The sequence below is a fragment of the Nocardia sp. NPDC050630 genome (assembly GCF_044457245.1).
Taxonomy (GTDB): domain Bacteria; phylum Actinomycetota; class Actinomycetes; order Mycobacteriales; family Mycobacteriaceae; genus Nocardia.
The window spans coordinates 379,147-395,576 of sequence record NZ_JBITGN010000004.1; the positions used below are offsets into that span (position 1 = coordinate 379,147).

Here is a 16,430-nt window from a genome sequence, read left to right on the forward strand (position 1 = left end):
GGCCGCACCCCCGTGAACACCGGGTAACGGCTACGACTCAATACACGTAGACGATGGCGTTCTCCCCGCCGCTGCACGTCGCGAATTGATCACCGGCCGTGCAATTCATCTTGTAATCCCGATTGTTGATCGGGCTGTGCGCCATTACCGATCGATCGGTAATGGCGCTGTCACCGCCATTGGCATACGCCTTGCGCACCTCCTCGGCGAAGGCGCAACTGGTGACCGTGGTGCCGATCGCGGACGAGGTGAAGCGGCCGAGCGCCGGATACACCTGGGCGCAAGGTTTCGCACCGGCGGGCAGATGTGCGGGCATGGTGGTTGTCGGTTGGCCGGAATGCTCGGCGCTGTTGCGCACCTGCCAGCCGACAATGCCCCCGATCGCCACAACCACAAGCACCACGCCGATCCAGACGATTCGGATCGATCGACGCGCGGGCACGGGCGTCGGATCAGGCGGATACGGTGGGTCGGGTCGCGGCATCGGCATGCCGATGGTTCTCGACAATGACTCGGTGGTCGCATCATGCGGTGGAATATCGCTGCGCATCGGATCCGATGGGTGCCGGGGTACGAACGTCGGCTCCAGCCCGGTGACCTGCTGCGGTCCGCTGGTGGACTGTTGCCCGACATGCGATTGAGATCTATTCGACAGTGGGGAACCACTCCCTTGCGGCTGGCGACTGGTGTGCAGCTGGCCGCCCGCCCGCTGCGGACCACCCGCCAACTGCGATCCGCCTGCCTGGTGCGGCCCGCCCGCTGACTGCGATCCGCCTGCCTGGTGCGGCCCGCCCGCTGACTGCGACCCGCCTGCCTGGTGCGGCCCGCCCGCTGACTGCGACCCGCCTACCTGGTACGGCCCGCCCGCTGACTGCGACCCGCCTACCTGGTACGGCTCACCCGCTGACTGCGACCCGCCTACCTGGTACGGCTCACCCGCTGACTGCGACCCGCCTACCTGGTACGGCCCGCCCGCTGACTGCGACCCGCCTACCTGGTATGGCCCACTCGCCAACCGCGATCCGCCCGCCTGCGGCGGGGCACCCCTAGATCGCGGACCGCTCGCCTCCGCGGGCGCCCCACCTGCCCGTTGCGGACGGCTTGCCGACGCCGAACCGCCCACCTGCCACGAGCCGGCCGACTCGTGCTGGTCACTTGAATGCCGAGGCCCGCCTACCGATTGGGGGCTCCCCGATTGCAGCCCACTCGCCGACGGCGAACCACCCGACTGCTGCGAACCATCAGACTGCTGCCGACCACCTGCCTGCGGCGCCCCGCTTGCCTGCGGCGGACCACTCTCCCGCTGCGGACCGCCCGTCCCGGGCTCGCCACCCGACTGCCGCAGACCACCCGCCGACTGCGACCCATCCGGCTGCAGTGGACCATGCGCCCCTGGCCGGCCGCCTGCTTGCCGCGGACCACCCGGCTGCTCGTGCCCCGACTGCTGCGGCCCAACTGCCGACTGCGGCGGACCCGTCTGCTCCGATCCACCCGCCTGCTCCGACCCGCCTGCTGACTGCGACCCGCCCGACTGCTGTGGCCAGTTCGCCGATTGCGGACCGACCGGCGATTCCGGTCCGAACGTCGGGAAGATGATGGTCGCTGGGGCGGGGGTGTGCTTGGAGATCTGGGCGGTGGGCAAGTCCGAGTTCGGGAGGGATGATGTGCCCGACACGGCAGCTCTGGCTGCCGACGCGAGTGCACCGGCTGTTGGATAGCGATCGGCGGGTTCCTTGGCCATGCCTCGGGAGATGACCTCGTCCAGTGCGCCGGGTAGTCCGGCTCGTTTGGTGGTCGGGCGGGGTGGCGGGGTCGAGAGGTGGGCTCGGATGAGCGAACTCATTCCGTCGGGTGGGAAAGGCTGTGTGCCGGTGAGGCATTCGAACAGTACGCAGGCGAGGGAGTAGACGTCGGCGGTACCGCGGATCGGGGCGGTGTCGAATCGTTCCGGCGCGATGTAGCTGTAGGAGCCGATGGCTTGGCCGGTCGCGGTCACGCTGGGGTCGCGCTCGGAACGGGCGATGCCGAAATCGGCGAGGTACGCGAAATCCGAAGGGGTGACCAGGATATTGGCGGGTTTGACGTCGCGATGCACCAGACCCTCGGCATGCGCGGCATCCAACGCGGCCGCGACCTGTTCGATAATGCCGACCGCGCGGGTGGGGCTCAGCGGGCCCTTGTCGCGCAGCACCGAGCGCAGATCGCTGCCACGGACCAGCCGCATATCGATATAGAGCACACCGTCGATCTCGCCCCAGTCGTGAATCGGGATGACGTGCGGTTCGGCCAACCGCGCGGCGACCCGCGACTCGTGCCGGAATCGCTGCTGGAACCGCGGATCATCGGCCAGCGCCATGGGCAGCAGTTTGACCGCGACCACCCGGTCCTTGACCGTGTCGTGCGCCTCGTAGACCTCCCCCATCCCGCCGCGGCCCAGCAGTGCACGCAATTCGTAGGGGCCGAATCGCGTACCGGCCCGCGACTGCGTTTCGTCCACCCCGTTACCTCCACCTCGCCGAACCGCCGCACAGGCGTGGTCCTGCGATCTCACCCGTTAGTCGGGATTCTCGGGTGCCACTGTTACCCGGTCAAGTGTGCCCCCACGGGATCCCGTGGGCGCGGACTCGGATCAGGAACAGCTGCCGCCGGAGAGTTCGTCCAGATGCTGGGAGATCACCGTGGCGAGCTTGTCGAGGATGTTGATGCCGTCGGCGAAGGTGCCCGAATCGGGTTGAGTGGCGACGGCGACCGCGATCTGACCGCCCGGCCCCTGGATCAGACCGAATTGGCGGACGAGGTAGGAGCCGGAGGTGTCGGGCCCCCAACCGCCCTTGAATTCCGCGCCGGTGAGTTCGCCGAGTCCCCAGCGCTGACTCGACGTGATCTGCTCCATCAGGTCGATCACACTCGAGCTCTCTTGCAGGCATGGCAGCCGGGAGGCGAACCGAACCTGTTCGGTGAGCGCCCAATCGGCCTGTCCGAATGCGGAGGCATCGGAGCGGGTCTTGGTGGCGGGCACCGTGGTCTTGGTATCGCCACCTTCGCGTAGCACGGCCTCGACCGCCTTGGCGGCGTCCTGAGCGGTGCCCAGGGACTGCCAGAGCGTATCGGCGGCGGCGTTATCGGACTGGGTGATCGCCGCTGTCGCCGCGTAATTCGAGGTCGCCGAACTCTTGCGTTGCGAAGCGATGACCAGCGGCACCTTCATCGTCGACCAGGCGGGTCCGGTGGTCCAATCGCCGAAGGTCACCATCTTCTCGCCGCCGACCGGCATGATCGCCATGCCGAGCTTCGCGTGCAGACTCAACTGCAGTTCCTGGAAACCGGCGGCCAGTGTGCCGGGCACCGTGATCGATAGGTGCTGCTGGTCGGTGTGCGCGGCGGCCGCGGTGATGCTGGGCTCCGCGGAATGCTTGTCCGCGTCGGAGCCGCAGCCGACCACCATGAGAAGTCCGGCCAGCGCGGTACCGCCGACCGCTTTGCGCAGGCGCCGGGATAGCTCAAAATACATACTTCGACACATTCTCGTTTCGAACTCGCCCAGGTTCCGATGTCAACACGGCATCCCGACACCGTACTTGGCATTGATACCGACCGCCCACCGCAACCGCGCCGACACCGCCGAACCTTGAACAGCGACAACGGCTTACAGCGAGGTCAACCGGCATGTACACCGTAATGTGCCCACCGGGCGCCGCTGGTCGTGCACGACCGCGCGCTGCCGCCCTCATCCGCGAACTTCTTGTGTACATCGCTTCGCAACGTACTCGACAAATCCGGCACAGCCCATTTTTCCTGGTACCAGAGGTACTGCGCGTCATGAAGGGACGGGCGTGTCACCCTGGCGCGCAGCCTCGAAGGCGGCGCAGGATAGTTCGATGGAGCTGACTTCGGTACACATCGATAAACCGGACGATCTCAATGTCATCATCGGGCAGGCACACTTCATCAAGACTGTCGAGGACCTGCACGAGACACTGGTCGGGATCAGTCCGCATCTGCGTTTCGGGTTGGCATTCGCCGAGGCATCCGGGCCGCGACTGATCCGAACCTCCGGCAATGACGAGGATCTAACCGAGCTCGCCACCAAGAACGCCGTCGCGATCGGCGCGGGACATTCGTTCATCGTCTTCCTGCGTGAAGGTTATCCAGTAAATGTGCTCAATGCGATACGACAGGTTCCCGAAGTTTGTGGAATCTTCTGTGCCACGGCAAATCCGGTCGAGGTCCTGATTGCCGAAACCGAATTGGGGCGCGGAATCATCGGAATTGTCGACGGTGGTGCGCCACTCGGCGTCGAAGGATCCAGCGACAAAGAAGCCCGCAAACAGCTACTGCGGCAAATCGGTTACAAGCTGTAGCACCAGCGGGTCAATTCTGGGCGCGAGCAGTCCTGGGACACCCCGAACACCCACGTAGCGGTGGCGGTGGATTTCGAGAGCGGTCCGCCACCAATACATCCTCGGCCAATTGTCAGACGAGCGGGCAGTGGGTGCGGGTGTAGATGGTGGGCATGCATTCGTTGCAGTGGATGCAGGCCGAGCGGGTGGCTTGGTCGGCTTGGATTCGCAGCAGGAGGTCTGGTTCACGCAGGAGTGCGCGACCCATGGCTACGAATTCGAAACCCTCGGCCATTGCCGTGCGCATTGTGTCGAGGTCGGTGATGCCGCCCAACAGGATCAGCGGCATCGACAGTTCTTTACGGAACTCGCGGGCGCGTTCCAGTAAGTAGGCGTCGCGGTACGGGTATTCGCGGAGGAAGGCGCGGCCCAGGAGGCGGAAGCCCCAGCGTGCCGGTGCTGGAAGGACTTTCGCGAATTCCTTGCGCGGGGCGTCGCCGTGGAAGAGCAGCATCGGGTTGAGCAGTGAGCTGCCCGCGGTGAGTTCCAAGGCGTCCAGTGCGCCGTCCGATTCCAGCCAGGTGGCCACCTGCAATGACGCCGGGAGCGAAAGTCCGCCGCGCACACCGTCTTCCATATTCAGTTTCGCGGTTACGGCCAAGCGGTCGCCGACCGCCTCCCGCACGGCCAGTGCGACCTCCCGGGCGAGCCGAGCGCGGTTGACCGGCGATCCACCGTATCGATCCTTGCGCCGGTTCAGCAGCGGGCTCAGGAACGAACTCACCAAATAGTTGTGGCCGAAATGGATTTCCACCGCATCGAAGCCCGCCTGCTCGGCCAGTCGCGCGGCATTCGCGTAATCGGCTATGACCGTGGCGATTTCGGACATGTCCGGAACATGCATGGGACGCATACCGAGTGGGCTGAACATTCGGCTCGGCGCCAGCGCGGGTGCGCGATTGGATGCGGCATTGGCCACCGGGCCCGCATGTCCGATCTGGGCGCTGGCCGCGGCACCTTCGGCATGCACGGCGTCGGTGAGTTCGCGCAGTCCCGCAACGGCTTCCGGGCGCATCCAGATCTGGTGCCGGTCGGTGCGGCCGCCCGGCGATATCGCGCAGTAGGCGACCGTCGTCATACCCACACCGCCAGCTGCGATTTCCCGATGGAAATCGATCAAGTCATCGGTGACCAGTGCATCTGGTGTTCGTCCCTCGAAGGTGGCGGCCTTGATCACTCTGTTGCGCAAGGTGATCGGGCCGAGCTCAGTTGGTGCGAATACTTCGTTCATCATTTCTCTCCCGCCGCGGTCAGTCCGGCGACCACGAAATCGCGCAGTGTGCGCACCGCCTCATCGGACAGTTCGCGCTCCCCGGTGCCGATGCCGCCGAACTGCACGATGATCAAGTCGAATGCCAATCCCCAGCGCCGCCGACTTTCGCGTTCACTCAGTTCCGGCAGCAAACCGATCCAGGCGTCCATGCGGAACCAGTGCCGACGCCACATCGTCGGGTGCCGACCGAGGACGAATTGGGCGAGCAGCCGCAGATGCAGCCGCCCGACAGGATCGGCCGCCAATCCGATGAACGGCTCGATCACCGCATCCACCAGCATCGATACCGAGCCGTGGGCAGCCGTCACCTCGGTCAGCCGTTCGGCCCACAATGACCCGAGCCGATCCTCCAGCAGGGCCGCCACCAGCGCTTCCTTCGAGCCGAAGTGATAGTGCACCGCAGCGGGATTGGCCCCGGCTGCCGCGCAGATCGCTCGCACCGAGACATCGTCGTACCGCTCGGTCAGCAAGAGCCGCTCGGCCGCGAGCAAGAGCCGCTCACGTGTGCCCGCCGCGGCCGCCTGTTCCACCATGACCGTAGTCAACCACGTTCCCATCATCGATTCAATCACTGATTGAATCGATGATGGGCGAACTACGACAGGCTTAGCATGGGAGCTATCTCTACAGCTCCACGCGAGGAGAAAAGACCAGCTCAGGACGGGAGCATGATGAGCAAGCACGTCACCTACCGCAGAATCTATGAAGCACCGATTTCGTCGGACGGGACTCGCGTACTCGTCGATCGGGTCTGGCCACGCGGAATCCGCAAGGAGGACGCGCACCTGGACGAGTGGATGCGCGATATCGCACCGTCGACCGAACTGCGCAAGTGGTACGGACACCAGCCCGAGCGCTTCGCCGAATTCCGTCGCCGATATCTGGCCGAACTGCGCGATAACCAGCACCGCGCGGCCGTCGCGCAACTGCGTGAGATTGCTCGCGCACATCCGGTGACCTTATTGACCGCCACCCGCGACGTCGACCACAGCCAGGCCGCCGTTCTCGCGAAATGGATTGCGACAGAATCCAACTCGCCAGACTGATCCCTTAGCCGGCGTTACGGGCGGTACCACGGTGAGCTGGCACACTCGTCGGGTCCTCCGGCCACGCATGCTTCGGGTAGCGACCACGCAGATCACTGCGTACCTGCGGCCATCCGGTGCGCCAGAACGACGCCAGATCCGCGGTGATCGCGACCGGGCGTTGGGCGGGTGATAGCAGGTGCAGCACGATCGGCACTCGTCCAGCTGCCAGTGACGGTGTCCGCGTCCAGCCGAACACTTCCTGCACCTTGACGGCAAGCACTGGCGGGTCGGTCGAGTAATCGAGACGGATTCGGCTGCCCGAGGGCACCGGCAGGCGCTCCGGCGCGAGCTCGTCCATGCGCGCGGCATCCGGCCACGGCAGCAGGCGACGCAACGCCTGTCCCGCATCGATGCGGGCGAGGTCGGCGCGGCGGTGCGCGGTGGCGAGTTCGGGGCCGAGCCAGGCGTCGACATCGGCCAGCAGCGATTCGTCGTCGACCGGTGGCCAGGGCGCCCCGAAGGTGCGGTGCAGGAAGTCGAGGCGCTGACGGAGGGCGATCGCGTCGGAATCCCAGTGCAGCAGAGCGAGTCCGATCGAGTTCAGCCCGCGTCGCAGGGCCGCGCTGAGCAATTGGCGATCCGGATCGCGAATAGGACGCTCCGACAAAACAATCGAACCCAGTCGTTCGACCCGCCTGGCGACCACGTCACCGTCGTCCCAATCCACCTCATCCGCGATCTCGAGCAGATTCGACACCGCACGGCGGGCAAGCTTTTCGTCGGCGACCGCGGCCAACCGGATCAGCCCCTCGGAACGCCCCGGATCCCGTGTCGCCACCGCGACTGCCAGCCATTCCGCATCACCCAACCCGGAACCCGCCGGCAGGGTCACCGCCGTGCCCCCGGCCATCAAATAGCTTGTCGAGCCAGGACTGCGCCGCCGTGCCAGACGCTCGGGATACGCAAGTGCGACGACGAAAGCCGGATCGTCGCCGCCGTCCGTCACGGCGACCAACCGCGACAGGCGCTCGACTTCGCGTCGCCAGCGCGGCGGCCGCTCACGCCGCAACGCGCGCAGACCGGCGACGAGATCGACACCGGGCACTAGGGTGTCATCGTCGAGGACCGCCACCACTTCCGCGGCGGACCGGCTGCCGACCTCGGCGGCACCATCCAGTAGCGCTCGCGCCAATCGGGGATGCAATCCGACTCGCGCCATATGTCGCCCGCGCTCGGTGACCTCTCCTGATCCGGTCACCGCACCCAACGCGCGCAACACATCTCGGCCAGCAGCCAGTCCACCTTGCGGCGGTGCATCCCACCATGCGAGGCCGTGGCCATCGGGGGTGCCCCAGCAGGCGAGTTCCAATGCCAGACGCGTCAGATCGGCAGAACGAATCTCCGGCTCCGGGTAGGCAGGCAACGTGCCGTTCTCGTACTCCGGCCAGCAGCGCCATACCTTCCCCGGCGCCTCACGTCCCGCGCGCCCAGCGCGTTGCTCGGCCACCGCGGCCGAAACCCGAACTGTCGCAAGGCCGGACAACCCGCGCCCGCGATCGATGCGCGGCACCCGAGCAAGCCCCGAATCGACCACGGCACGCACACCGGGCACCGTCAAACTGGACTCGGCCACCGCCGTGGACAACACCACACGCCGCCGTGAACCGGGCCGCAACGCAATATCCTGACCAGCAGCGGAAAGCCTGCCGTGCAACGGAATCAGATCAACCTCTACATCGGCCAGCAGATCCATGGTCCGGCGGATTTCGGCTGCTCCGGGTAGGAAGACCAGCACATCCCCGTCCACCCCGGCGAGCGCCGCCCGGGTCGCACGGGCCACCTGCGCTTCGCTGCGCTCCCTCGGCAACGGCGGAACGTACGCCGTCTGCACCGGATAGGCCCGCCCCCGCACTTCCACCACCGGCGCACTACCCAGTAGCGCCGAAAGACGATCGGCCGCAACGGTTGCCGACGTAGCAAGCACCCGTAGATCGGGCCGCAAACCGGCCCGGGCATCCAGCAGCAACGCCAAAAGCAGGTCCGCATCGAGATGGCGCTCATGACATTCGTCGAGGACAACGACATCCGCGCCCGCCAACTCGGGATCGCCCAGCAACCTGCGCACCAACAACCCGGATGTGACCACCTCGATCCGGGTCCGGGCACTTACCCGCCGATCTCCGCGGATCGAATATCCCACCGTCTCCCCCACCGGCTCACCCAACAACGCGGCCATCCGACCAGCTGCCGCCCGCGCCGCCAGCCGCCGCGGCTCGGCCACCACAACCCGCCCGACCGTCGCCAACGCCAACGGCACCAACGTCGTCTTCCCGGTTCCCGCAGGCGCGAGCAATACGGCGGTGCCACGCTCGATCAATGTCGCGACGATGTGATCGAGCGCGCCGCGCACCGGCAGATCGGGAAGTTCGGGGAGTTTCATTGCCAACCAGTCTGCAGCCCGGCACAGAGAACCCGGTAATCCCCGGCGCGCTGGCAGCGCGCGGCGACCTCTGCGACCGCGTCCGGTCCCCACCCTCCGAACTGTGAGACCGGAACCAGCTGCGGGACGCGGAATCGCGCCAGATCAGCCGGAGACGCGGGGTCGCCTATCGATGCACACGCCTGCGATCTCCACATCCACCGCTCTGACGGCGCGTTTTGCCCTACTACCTCTGAAATACCTTGTGCAGCAACATTATCTGCGCTCGCAGCGGGGTTCGCTACGATGGAGAGGTGCGGATCGGAGTAGGGCTCTCCACCGCGCCGGGAGCGTGGCAGGCAGGTGTGGAAGCCGCAGCGCACGCACGCGATCAGATCGCGGGCGAGTCGCCGTCGCTTGCTGTGCTGTTGGCATCACGAGCACATACCGACGATGCCAGGGCCGTGCTCGCCGCGGTCCACGAGACGGTCCGGGTGCCCGCACTCGTCGGATGTGTGGCGCAGGCGATCGTGGCGGGCCGCCGTGAGATCGAGGACGAGCCCGCCGTGGTGGTATGGCTGGCATCCGGATTGCCCGCCGCCGAGACATTCCAGCTCGACTTCGTCCGCACGGCGACCGGAGGGCTGCTCGCGGGCTACCGTTTCGACCAGGCCGCACGCGACTTCCATCTGCTGCTGCCCGACCCGTTCTCGTTCCCGGCCGACATTCTGCTCGAGCACCTGAACACCGATCTGCCCGGTATCACCGTGATGGGCGGTCTCGTGAGCGGCGCGCGCGGGCCGGGCGGCTGCAGGCTGTTCCACGACCACGATGTGCTGACCTCCGGCGCGGTCGGCGTGCGACTTCCCGGACTGCACGGTGTTCCCATCGTGTCGCAGGGCTGCCGACCGATCGGCTATCCATATATCGTCACTGGCGCGCGTGGTGCGTTGATCACCGAATTAGGCGGCCGGCCGCCGATCGCGCGGTTGCGCGATATCGTCGAGATGCTGCCGTTCGACCAGCAGGAACTCGTGGCAAACGGGTTGCAGATCGGCATCGTGGTCGACGAGCATCTGGCCGTACCCGGGCAGGGCGATTTCCTCATCCGCGGCCTCATCGGTGCCGACCCGACGAGCGGCGCGATCGAGATCGGCGAGCTCGTCGAGGTCGGCACGACCGTACAGTTCCAGGTCCGCGACGCGGTCGGGGCGGATGAAGATCTGCGTGCTGCCCTCGTCCGAGTGGGTTCGGAGCTGCCAGGACGCCCGGCGGGTGCGTTGCTGTTCACCTGCAACGGACGGGGTCGCCGGATGTTCGGGGTCGCCAACCACGACGCCGCCGCGATCGAGGACCTGCTCGACGGCATACCGCTGGCGGGCATCTTCGCCGCGGGCGAGATCGGCCCCATCGCCGGCCGCAATGCGTTGCACGGATTCACCGCATCGATGGCGGTATTCGTCGAATGAGCGTCGACCTGCGGGTCTATGCCGAGCTGAACGATTTCCTCCGGCCCGACGAGCAGTACACGCTACTGCGTCGACCGTACCGTCCGCACCAGAGCGTGAAGGACGTCATCGAGGCGGCCGGCATCCCGCATACCGAGGTCGACCTGGTGCTGGTCAACGGCCAACCGGTGACCTTCGGCCAACACCCGCGCGACGACGACCGGATCACCGCCTATCCCGTATTCGAGACCCTGGACATCGGCCGGGTCACCAGGGTGCGCCCACACCCACTGCGCGAGCCGCGCTTCCTCGCCGATGTCAATCTCGGCGGCCTCGCCAAGCTGATGCGGCTGATGGGCCTGGACGTGCACTGCCGATGGGACGCCGACGATGCCGCGCTCGCCGAGCTGTCGGCGGCCGAGCACCGGATCCTGCTGACCCGCGACCGTGGACTGCTGAAGCGGCGGAATATAACGCACGGCGTCTACATCCGGTCGGACCGGCCGCTCGACCAGATCGTCGAGCTGATCCGACGGCTGGACCTCGCCGAACGCTTGGCGCCGTTCACCCGCTGCCTGCGCTGCGGTGGCGCCGTCGTCGCCGTCGCCAAAGCCGAAGTCGAAGATCGACTCCAACCACTCACCCGCCGCCATTACGACACGTTTCGCCAGTGCCGCGACTGCGGGCGGATCTACTGGCAGGGCTCGCATCAGGTCCGGCTCAACGCAACGGTGGACGCGATCCGCACCAGCCTGAACCAATGCTGACCCCGGCGCGAGCACCGCCCCGGATACCTGCTTATCGCCGCCCGGTCATGTACTCGCCCGCTCGTGCTGAGCACCGCCCGGACTGCCGGTCATCGGCTCGGTCAATGGGTCGAAGGCACGTCAGCACGTGGCGGCCATGCGATGTCGTCGACGGCCAGCCAGGATTCGCCGACCACGGCCGTCGGTGTGACGCCGGTGAATGCGACGATATCGCGGTGCAGGTGGGATTGGTCGGCATAACCGCTGTCGGCCGCGACCCGGGCCGGGTCGATGCCTGCGGCGAGGCCGTGGACGGCTCGGTCGAAGCGGATCAGCGTCGCCGCTCGCTTGGGCGCCAAACCGACTTGCGCTTGGAACCGGGACCACAGTCGTTTGCGGCTCCAACCGACCTCGTCGGCCAACGTATCGATCCGGACCAGGCCGTGCCCGGCCCGGATCCGCCGCCAGGCCAGGACCACTTCCGGATCGGGTGCCGGTCCGGCGCCGCGGCGGCGCGCGAGCAGCGCCTCGACGAGCGCGAAACGCTCTGTCCACGAAGAGGTTTCGGCCAGCCGCTCGCGGATCCGTGCTGCCTCCCGGCCCCACAGGTCGTCCAGAAGTACAACAGCATCGGTCAATTCGGCGAGGGAGGCGCCGAGCACGGCACCCGCGATCAACGGTGACAACCGCACTTGCACGCATTCGATCTGCTCGCCGCGCACGCGCCGCGTCCCGGCTCCGAGACCGGTGGCGAGGCTGCCCCGGCACTGTCCGGCGCTGTCATCCACGATGGGCGAACGCGCACCGAAGTCCAGCACAAGTGTCGCAGCGGGATGCGGAAGTGTCCGCTGGTCAACAGGATTCACCCCATGATCGCGGAATCCGGCCATAACGACGCCGGGTATCCGGCTGGGTCGCGACGGACAGACGACATCCCACACAGGTTCCGGCCGTGTGAAGCGCACCCCCATATGCTGGACGCTCGGGAACATTTGTTCAATACACTGTCCCCCACCAGGGGCGACAGTCGAAGGGTGATTTCACCTGTACTGGACGGCCATTCGTACACCCACCGGCACGCAGGAAAACGCCGAAGGCACCGCTGCGTCGCCGCGGCGATTGTCGGCGCGATTGTCGTGCTGCTGCTGGGTAACTCGGTGCTGACGGCGCACCAGAGCGCCGCAGCCACCGGCGAATCGACACTGACCGTGGACGGTCAGGACATCCATGTCAGCCAGGATGGACCCGCCGGCGCCCCCGTCCTGGTCCTGATCCACGGGCTCGCCGCATCCACTCACTGGTGGGACCGGCTGGTACCGCTGCTGACCGACTCCTACCAGGTCATCCGCATCGACCTGCTCGGACACGGCAGCTCGGCCAAACCCTACGGCGACGACTACTCGATCCCGCAGCACGCCAACCGAGTCGCCGCGGTGCTGGAACAGCTCGGTATCCGACACGCCATCGTTATCGGCCACTCCACCGGCGGCGCGGTCGCCACCTCCCTCGCCGAACAACACCCCGACCTGGTGACGGCGTTGGCGCTCATCGGCACCGGCCCCACCCTCGGCGACGACATTTCCGAAACTCCCGCCAGTCGGCTGCTCACGACTCCGGCTGTCGGGGAAGCGTTGTGGCGGTTACGCACCGACGGCCTGCTTCGTCAAACCATGACCAACGCCTTCGCCACCGACGATTTCCCGATCCCGCAGCAGTTCGTCGACGACCTGAGTGGCATGACTTACCACGCCCTGACCGCGACCGCGGCGGCCAGCAGCGACTATCTGAACCAGCGCACCCTTCCGGACCGGCTGACCGCCCTCGGCAAACCCCTGCTGGTGATCTTCGGTGAACAGGATCGCCGGTGGCGCTACTCCACCTCCACCGCCGCATACCGCACCGTTCCCGGCGCGACGGTGGTAACCGTGCCGGGGGTCGGTCACTCCCCCCTGGTCGAAGATCCCACCCGAACCGCCGAAATCCTGTTGTCCTTCACGGGCATCCAGATCTCCTGAGCCCGGATCGAGCGCCGTGATGGCAAGAACCGCGGCACATCCGTCGATCAAGAATTCTGGTCAAGTAAGGAAACTGCTCATGCGGATTCTCATTTCCGGTGCCAGCGTCGCCGGTCCGGTGTTGGCGTATTGGCTCACCAGGCACGGCTTTTCGGTCACCGTTGTCGAGCGCGCGCCGGCGCTGCGCAAGACCGGCGGCCACGCGGTCGATCTGTTCCGGCCCGCGATGGATATCTCGGAGAAGATGGGCGTGCTCCCACGTGTCGAGGAGCGGGCCACCGGCACGAAACGGATGACCCTCTACCGCGAGGGCGCACGGCGTCCCGTCGGGGTGGATGTGGCCAAGATCTTCGGCGCCACCTCCGACCGGCACGTCGAGATCATGCGTGACGACCTGAGCGAGATCTACTACGACACCACCCGCGAGGACGTCGAGTATGTCTTCGGTGACTCGATCACCGCGATCTCACCCGAGGGCGAGGTGCGGTTCGAGAACGCCGCGCCGCGCCGCTTCGACCTCGTCGTCGGCGCTGACGGCCTGCACTCCAACGTGCGCCGCCTCGTCTTCGGCGACGAGTCCCGCTTCAGCGCCTTCATCGGGGCATACCTCGGGGTGCTGACCCTGCCCAACGGCTTCGGTCTCGACGGGGAGCTCCGCATGCACGTCGGTGTCGGCCGCACCGCCGGTATGTACGGCGCGCGGCACCTCGGCGAAGCGCGGGCGTTGTTCCTGTTCCGCAGCGATCGCGAGCTCGACTTCCACCACCGCGACGTGCCCCGGCAGAAGGAGTTGCTGCGCAATGCGTTCGGCGGCATGAACGCCGAGGTGGACCACTGGCTCGATGAGCTCGAACGCACCCCGGCGTTCTACTTCGACTCGATTACCCAGCTCTGTATGGACACATGGTCGCGGGGGCGGGTGACGCTCGTCGGCGACGCGGGCTACTGTCCGGGCCCCGCCGTCGGCGGCAGCACCACCCTGGCCGTCGTCGGCGCGTACGTCCTGGCCGGGGAGCTGGCGCGGGCGGGCGGCGACCACGAGCGCGCCTTCCCTGCCTACGAGCGCGGGATGGCCGAGCACGTGCGCGGCAGCCACGCGGTCGCACTGAGCGCAGCGAAGACCCTGATCCCCACGTCCCGCCTCGGCGTGTCAGGGCTGGTCCAGGCCACCCGCCTGATTTCCGCCCTGCCCGCAGGGCCGAGCCGCGCCTTCGTCCGCCTCGCCACCAAGAGCGCACGTCTCTACAACTCGATGACCGTCGAGGACTATCCGCCCTCACCGGTCGCGTCAGAAGGCCGGAGTGGGCGCGGATCGGAGTAAGGAGCGCTCAGCGTCCCGCAGCGGTGAGGCGACGACGCGCCATCGTCGGACCGTGCTTCGAGCGTTTCCACGAGGGCAGAGGCGATGAGGGCGACGGCGCGATCATCGTCGTGGGCCAGTTGCCGCAGGGTATCCAGCGCGATGGTTCCTGGCATCTCGGCGAGTGCCTGGGTCAGTCGTATCCGCACCGCCGAGTTCGCTGCGTGTGCGGTGAACTCGTCGACCAGTGCGCTCATGATCCGGTCCGCCCAGTCCGCGTCCCGCGCCAACGTTCCCAAGAGCTCGGCCGCCTCGACATCGTTCGGACCCTCGACCACGGTGCCGACGAGTCCGGGCACCGCCCGGGTCACGCCCCGCGCACCCAGTGCGAGGGCAGCATGTCTACGGACCGTCGCGTCCGGGTCCTCGAGCGCGTCGGTGAGCACCGCGGTCGCCTCGTCACCCGGTAGCTCGGCGAGCGCCAGGACCGCGCGCCGCCGGACGTCGACATCCTCCGAGGCCATGCCGGATGCCACCCTCGCCACCCCGTCACCACCGGCCCGGGTGAGGGCCCACCGCAGGGCCCCGGCAACGTTGGGATCGGATTCGGTGAGAACCGCCTCGGCCAGCAGCTCGGCGGGCACCGGCACATCGTCGGCCAATGCCAGGACGGCCTGCTGCCGCCGGGCCGCACTCTGCGAACCGAGTCCGTGTAGAAGCTCGACGATGCGCAAGACGTCTTGCCAGTCGGAGGGCTCGGCTGCATCGACCCTACGGAGGCGCTCGAGCAGTTCTCGCTCGCGGCTCAATCGTTCTTCGGTCTTTCGGATCAGGTCGCCGACCAGTCCGGACGGGGTGAAGCCGGGGCCGTCGAGCGCGCGTCCGATCTGGCTCAGTGACAGTCCCAGGGAGCGCAACCCCTCCACATGGAAAATCCGCCGGATGTCTTCGGGAGAGTATTCCCGGTAGCCACCCACGGTGCGGCCGGTCGGTCGTACCAGCCCGAGGGCGTCATAGTGCCTGAGCATCCGGGCGCTGACTCCCGAGCGGTGCGCCACCTCGCCGATCAGCACGCAGTTGTCTCCTGCCGGTCCGGCCCCAGCGCGACGACCCGTCTCGCCGCACCGACGGCGAGGTCGAATCCGGCATCCGGGTCACTCAGGAGCCTGTCGGTAGCATTCGCGTGCGCACGCACCGTCGGGTCGTGACTTGCCATCGCCTTGCGCAGCACCGGCTCGATCACGTCACCGAGCGCGACCAGGGCACGGCTCAGACTCAGTTGTACCTCCCGGTCACCGCGGCCGAATTGGGTGGCCAGCTGCGTGGCCAGCCCGTGCTTCTCCGGGTCGGGCACAAGAACCACAGCAGCGCGCCATGCGCTCCGCGCGACCTCGTCGTCGGCGTCCTGCAGCAATGACCGCGTGATTGCCGACCATGCGTCCCTGTCCCCGATCTTGGACAGCGTGTGCAACGCTTGGCTGCGGGCCTGTGCACGTTCGGAACGGAGTTCCGCGCGCAGTTTCGGGACCGTGAGCTGCGACGGAAGACGGGTCAGGGCCCATGTGAGCATGTCGCGCACGAAGAAGTCCGGCTCGATCGCGCACCGTTCAACCAGCGCATCGATGAAACCGGGCTCGGGCCGCGTGCCGAGTGCCAGAGCCGCCGCGAGCCGTGTCGACGAGTTCCCAGCCGCCAATGCGTCGAGCAGTCGCATGTCCTGGGGATTGCTGTGTGTCGAATTAATGGGGACCACCTCCGGCAGCCAGTGAAGGCCTTCACACAGTGACAATGTCAAGCGCGC

14 protein-coding genes are annotated in these 16,430 nt (G+C 67.0%); 6 read left to right on the plus strand and 8 right to left on the minus strand.

The genetic code is table 11. The annotated features are described in order from the left end of the window. Positions 1-37 precede the first annotated feature (37 nt). Both ACIBG0_RS14375 and ACIBG0_RS14380 read right to left on the minus strand, forming a co-directional pair. Positions 38-2,497, minus strand: a complete 2,460-nt coding sequence (locus ACIBG0_RS14375) for a protein kinase (protein ID WP_397032502.1) — start codon at positions 2,495-2,497, stop codon at positions 38-40. A gap of 132 nt (positions 2,498-2,629) precedes the next feature. Further along, positions 2,630-3,511: a hypothetical protein gene (locus tag ACIBG0_RS14380; RefSeq protein WP_397032504.1), complete on the minus strand. Its 882-nt coding sequence runs from the start codon at positions 3,509-3,511 to the stop codon at positions 2,630-2,632. A gap of 367 nt (positions 3,512-3,878) precedes the next feature. Between ACIBG0_RS14380 and ACIBG0_RS14385 the strand changes: the two genes are divergently transcribed. Continuing rightward, entirely contained in the window at positions 3,879-4,361 is a 483-nt protein-coding gene (locus tag ACIBG0_RS14385; protein WP_397032506.1) for an adenosine-specific kinase, read from the plus strand. A gap of 112 nt (positions 4,362-4,473) precedes the next feature. Here ACIBG0_RS14385 and ACIBG0_RS14390 read toward each other — a convergent pair whose 3' ends face one another. Continuing rightward, entirely contained in the window at positions 4,474-5,631 is a 1,158-nt protein-coding gene (locus tag ACIBG0_RS14390) for an NADH:flavin oxidoreductase (RefSeq protein ID WP_397032508.1), read from the minus strand. After that, entirely contained in the window at positions 5,631-6,206 is a 576-nt protein-coding gene (locus tag ACIBG0_RS14395; RefSeq protein ID WP_397032510.1) for a TetR family transcriptional regulator, read from the minus strand. Before ACIBG0_RS14395 ends, ACIBG0_RS14390 begins: the two co-directional genes overlap by 1 nt. Before the next feature lie 135 nt (positions 6,207-6,341). Here ACIBG0_RS14395 and ACIBG0_RS14400 point away from each other — a divergent pair, with 135 nt between their 5' ends. After that, positions 6,342-6,719, plus strand: a complete 378-nt coding sequence (locus ACIBG0_RS14400) for a DUF488 domain-containing protein (protein ID WP_397032512.1) — start codon at positions 6,342-6,344, stop codon at positions 6,717-6,719. A gap of 4 nt (positions 6,720-6,723) precedes the next feature. Here ACIBG0_RS14400 and hrpB read toward each other — a convergent pair whose 3' ends face one another. Beyond that, positions 6,724-9,141: an ATP-dependent helicase HrpB gene (gene hrpB, locus ACIBG0_RS14405; protein ID WP_397032514.1), complete on the minus strand. Its 2,418-nt coding sequence runs from the start codon at positions 9,139-9,141 to the stop codon at positions 6,724-6,726. Between the two features lie 293 nt (positions 9,142-9,434). On the opposite strand from hrpB, the gene ACIBG0_RS14410 reads away from it, so the two are divergent. Then, entirely contained in the window at positions 9,435-10,589 is a 1,155-nt protein-coding gene (locus ACIBG0_RS14410; RefSeq protein ID WP_397032516.1) for an FIST N-terminal domain-containing protein, read from the plus strand. Continuing rightward, the gene (locus ACIBG0_RS14415) at positions 10,586-11,335 is read left to right on the plus strand and encodes a Mut7-C RNAse domain-containing protein (protein WP_397032518.1); all 750 of its coding nucleotides are present in this window, start codon (positions 10,586-10,588) and stop codon (positions 11,333-11,335) included. Before ACIBG0_RS14410 ends, ACIBG0_RS14415 begins: the two co-directional genes overlap by 4 nt. Positions 11,336-11,436: 101 nt before the next feature. Here the strand turns inward: ACIBG0_RS14415 and ACIBG0_RS14420 are convergent, their stop codons facing one another. Next, positions 11,437-12,180, minus strand: coding sequence for a helix-turn-helix domain-containing protein (locus ACIBG0_RS14420; protein WP_397032519.1), 744 nt, complete (start codon positions 12,178-12,180; stop codon positions 11,437-11,439). Between the two features lie 168 nt (positions 12,181-12,348). Between ACIBG0_RS14420 and ACIBG0_RS14425 the strand changes: the two genes are divergently transcribed. Both ACIBG0_RS14425 and ACIBG0_RS14430 read left to right on the plus strand, forming a co-directional pair. Then, positions 12,349-13,329 (plus strand): alpha/beta fold hydrolase, encoded by a 981-nt coding sequence (locus ACIBG0_RS14425; RefSeq protein ID WP_397032520.1) that lies wholly within the window; start codon positions 12,349-12,351, stop codon positions 13,327-13,329. Positions 13,330-13,408: 79 nt separating this feature from the next. Then, positions 13,409-14,650 (plus strand): FAD-dependent monooxygenase, encoded by a 1,242-nt coding sequence (locus ACIBG0_RS14430; protein WP_397032521.1) that lies wholly within the window; start codon positions 13,409-13,411, stop codon positions 14,648-14,650. On the opposite strand, the gene ACIBG0_RS14435 is transcribed toward ACIBG0_RS14430, so the two are convergent. Together ACIBG0_RS14435 and ACIBG0_RS14440 are read right to left on the minus strand one after the other, a co-directional pair. After that, the gene (locus ACIBG0_RS14435; RefSeq protein WP_397032522.1) at positions 14,596-15,702 is read right to left on the minus strand and encodes a HEAT repeat domain-containing protein; all 1,107 of its coding nucleotides are present in this window, start codon (positions 15,700-15,702) and stop codon (positions 14,596-14,598) included. The genes ACIBG0_RS14430 and ACIBG0_RS14435 overlap by 55 nt on opposite strands. Continuing rightward, a complete protein-coding gene (locus ACIBG0_RS14440) occupies positions 15,696-16,343 on the minus strand; it encodes a HEAT repeat domain-containing protein (RefSeq protein WP_397032524.1) in 648 nt (215 codons plus the stop codon). The genes ACIBG0_RS14435 and ACIBG0_RS14440 overlap by 7 nt, the downstream gene beginning before the upstream one ends. Between the last annotated feature and the right edge of the window lie 87 nt (positions 16,344-16,430).

Bases quoted from the DNA above. Each gene is read 5' to 3' on its own strand.
- ACIBG0_RS14385 (WP_397032506.1), top strand. From the start codon at position 3,879: ATGGAGCTGACTTCGGTACACATCGATAAACCGGACGATCTCAATGTC.
- ACIBG0_RS14400 (WP_397032512.1), top strand. From the start codon at position 6,342: ATGATGAGCAAGCACGTCACCTACCGCAGAATCTATGAAGCACCGATT.
- ACIBG0_RS14440 (WP_397032524.1), bottom strand. From the start codon at position 16,343: ATGCGACTGCTCGACGCATTGGCGGCTGGGAACTCGTCGACACGGCTC.
- ACIBG0_RS14415 (WP_397032518.1), top strand. From the start codon at position 10,586: ATGAGCGTCGACCTGCGGGTCTATGCCGAGCTGAACGATTTCCTCCGG.
- ACIBG0_RS14380 (WP_397032504.1), bottom strand. From the start codon at position 3,511: ATGTATTTTGAGCTATCCCGGCGCCTGCGCAAAGCGGTCGGCGGTACC.
- ACIBG0_RS14430 (WP_397032521.1), top strand. From the start codon at position 13,409: ATGCGGATTCTCATTTCCGGTGCCAGCGTCGCCGGTCCGGTGTTGGCG.
- hrpB (WP_397032514.1), bottom strand. From the start codon at position 9,141: ATGAAACTCCCCGAACTTCCCGATCTGCCGGTGCGCGGCGCGCTCGAT.
- ACIBG0_RS14390 (WP_397032508.1), bottom strand. From the start codon at position 5,631: ATGAACGAAGTATTCGCACCAACTGAGCTCGGCCCGATCACCTTGCGC.
- ACIBG0_RS14395 (WP_397032510.1), bottom strand. From the start codon at position 6,206: ATGGTGGAACAGGCGGCCGCGGCGGGCACACGTGAGCGGCTCTTGCTC.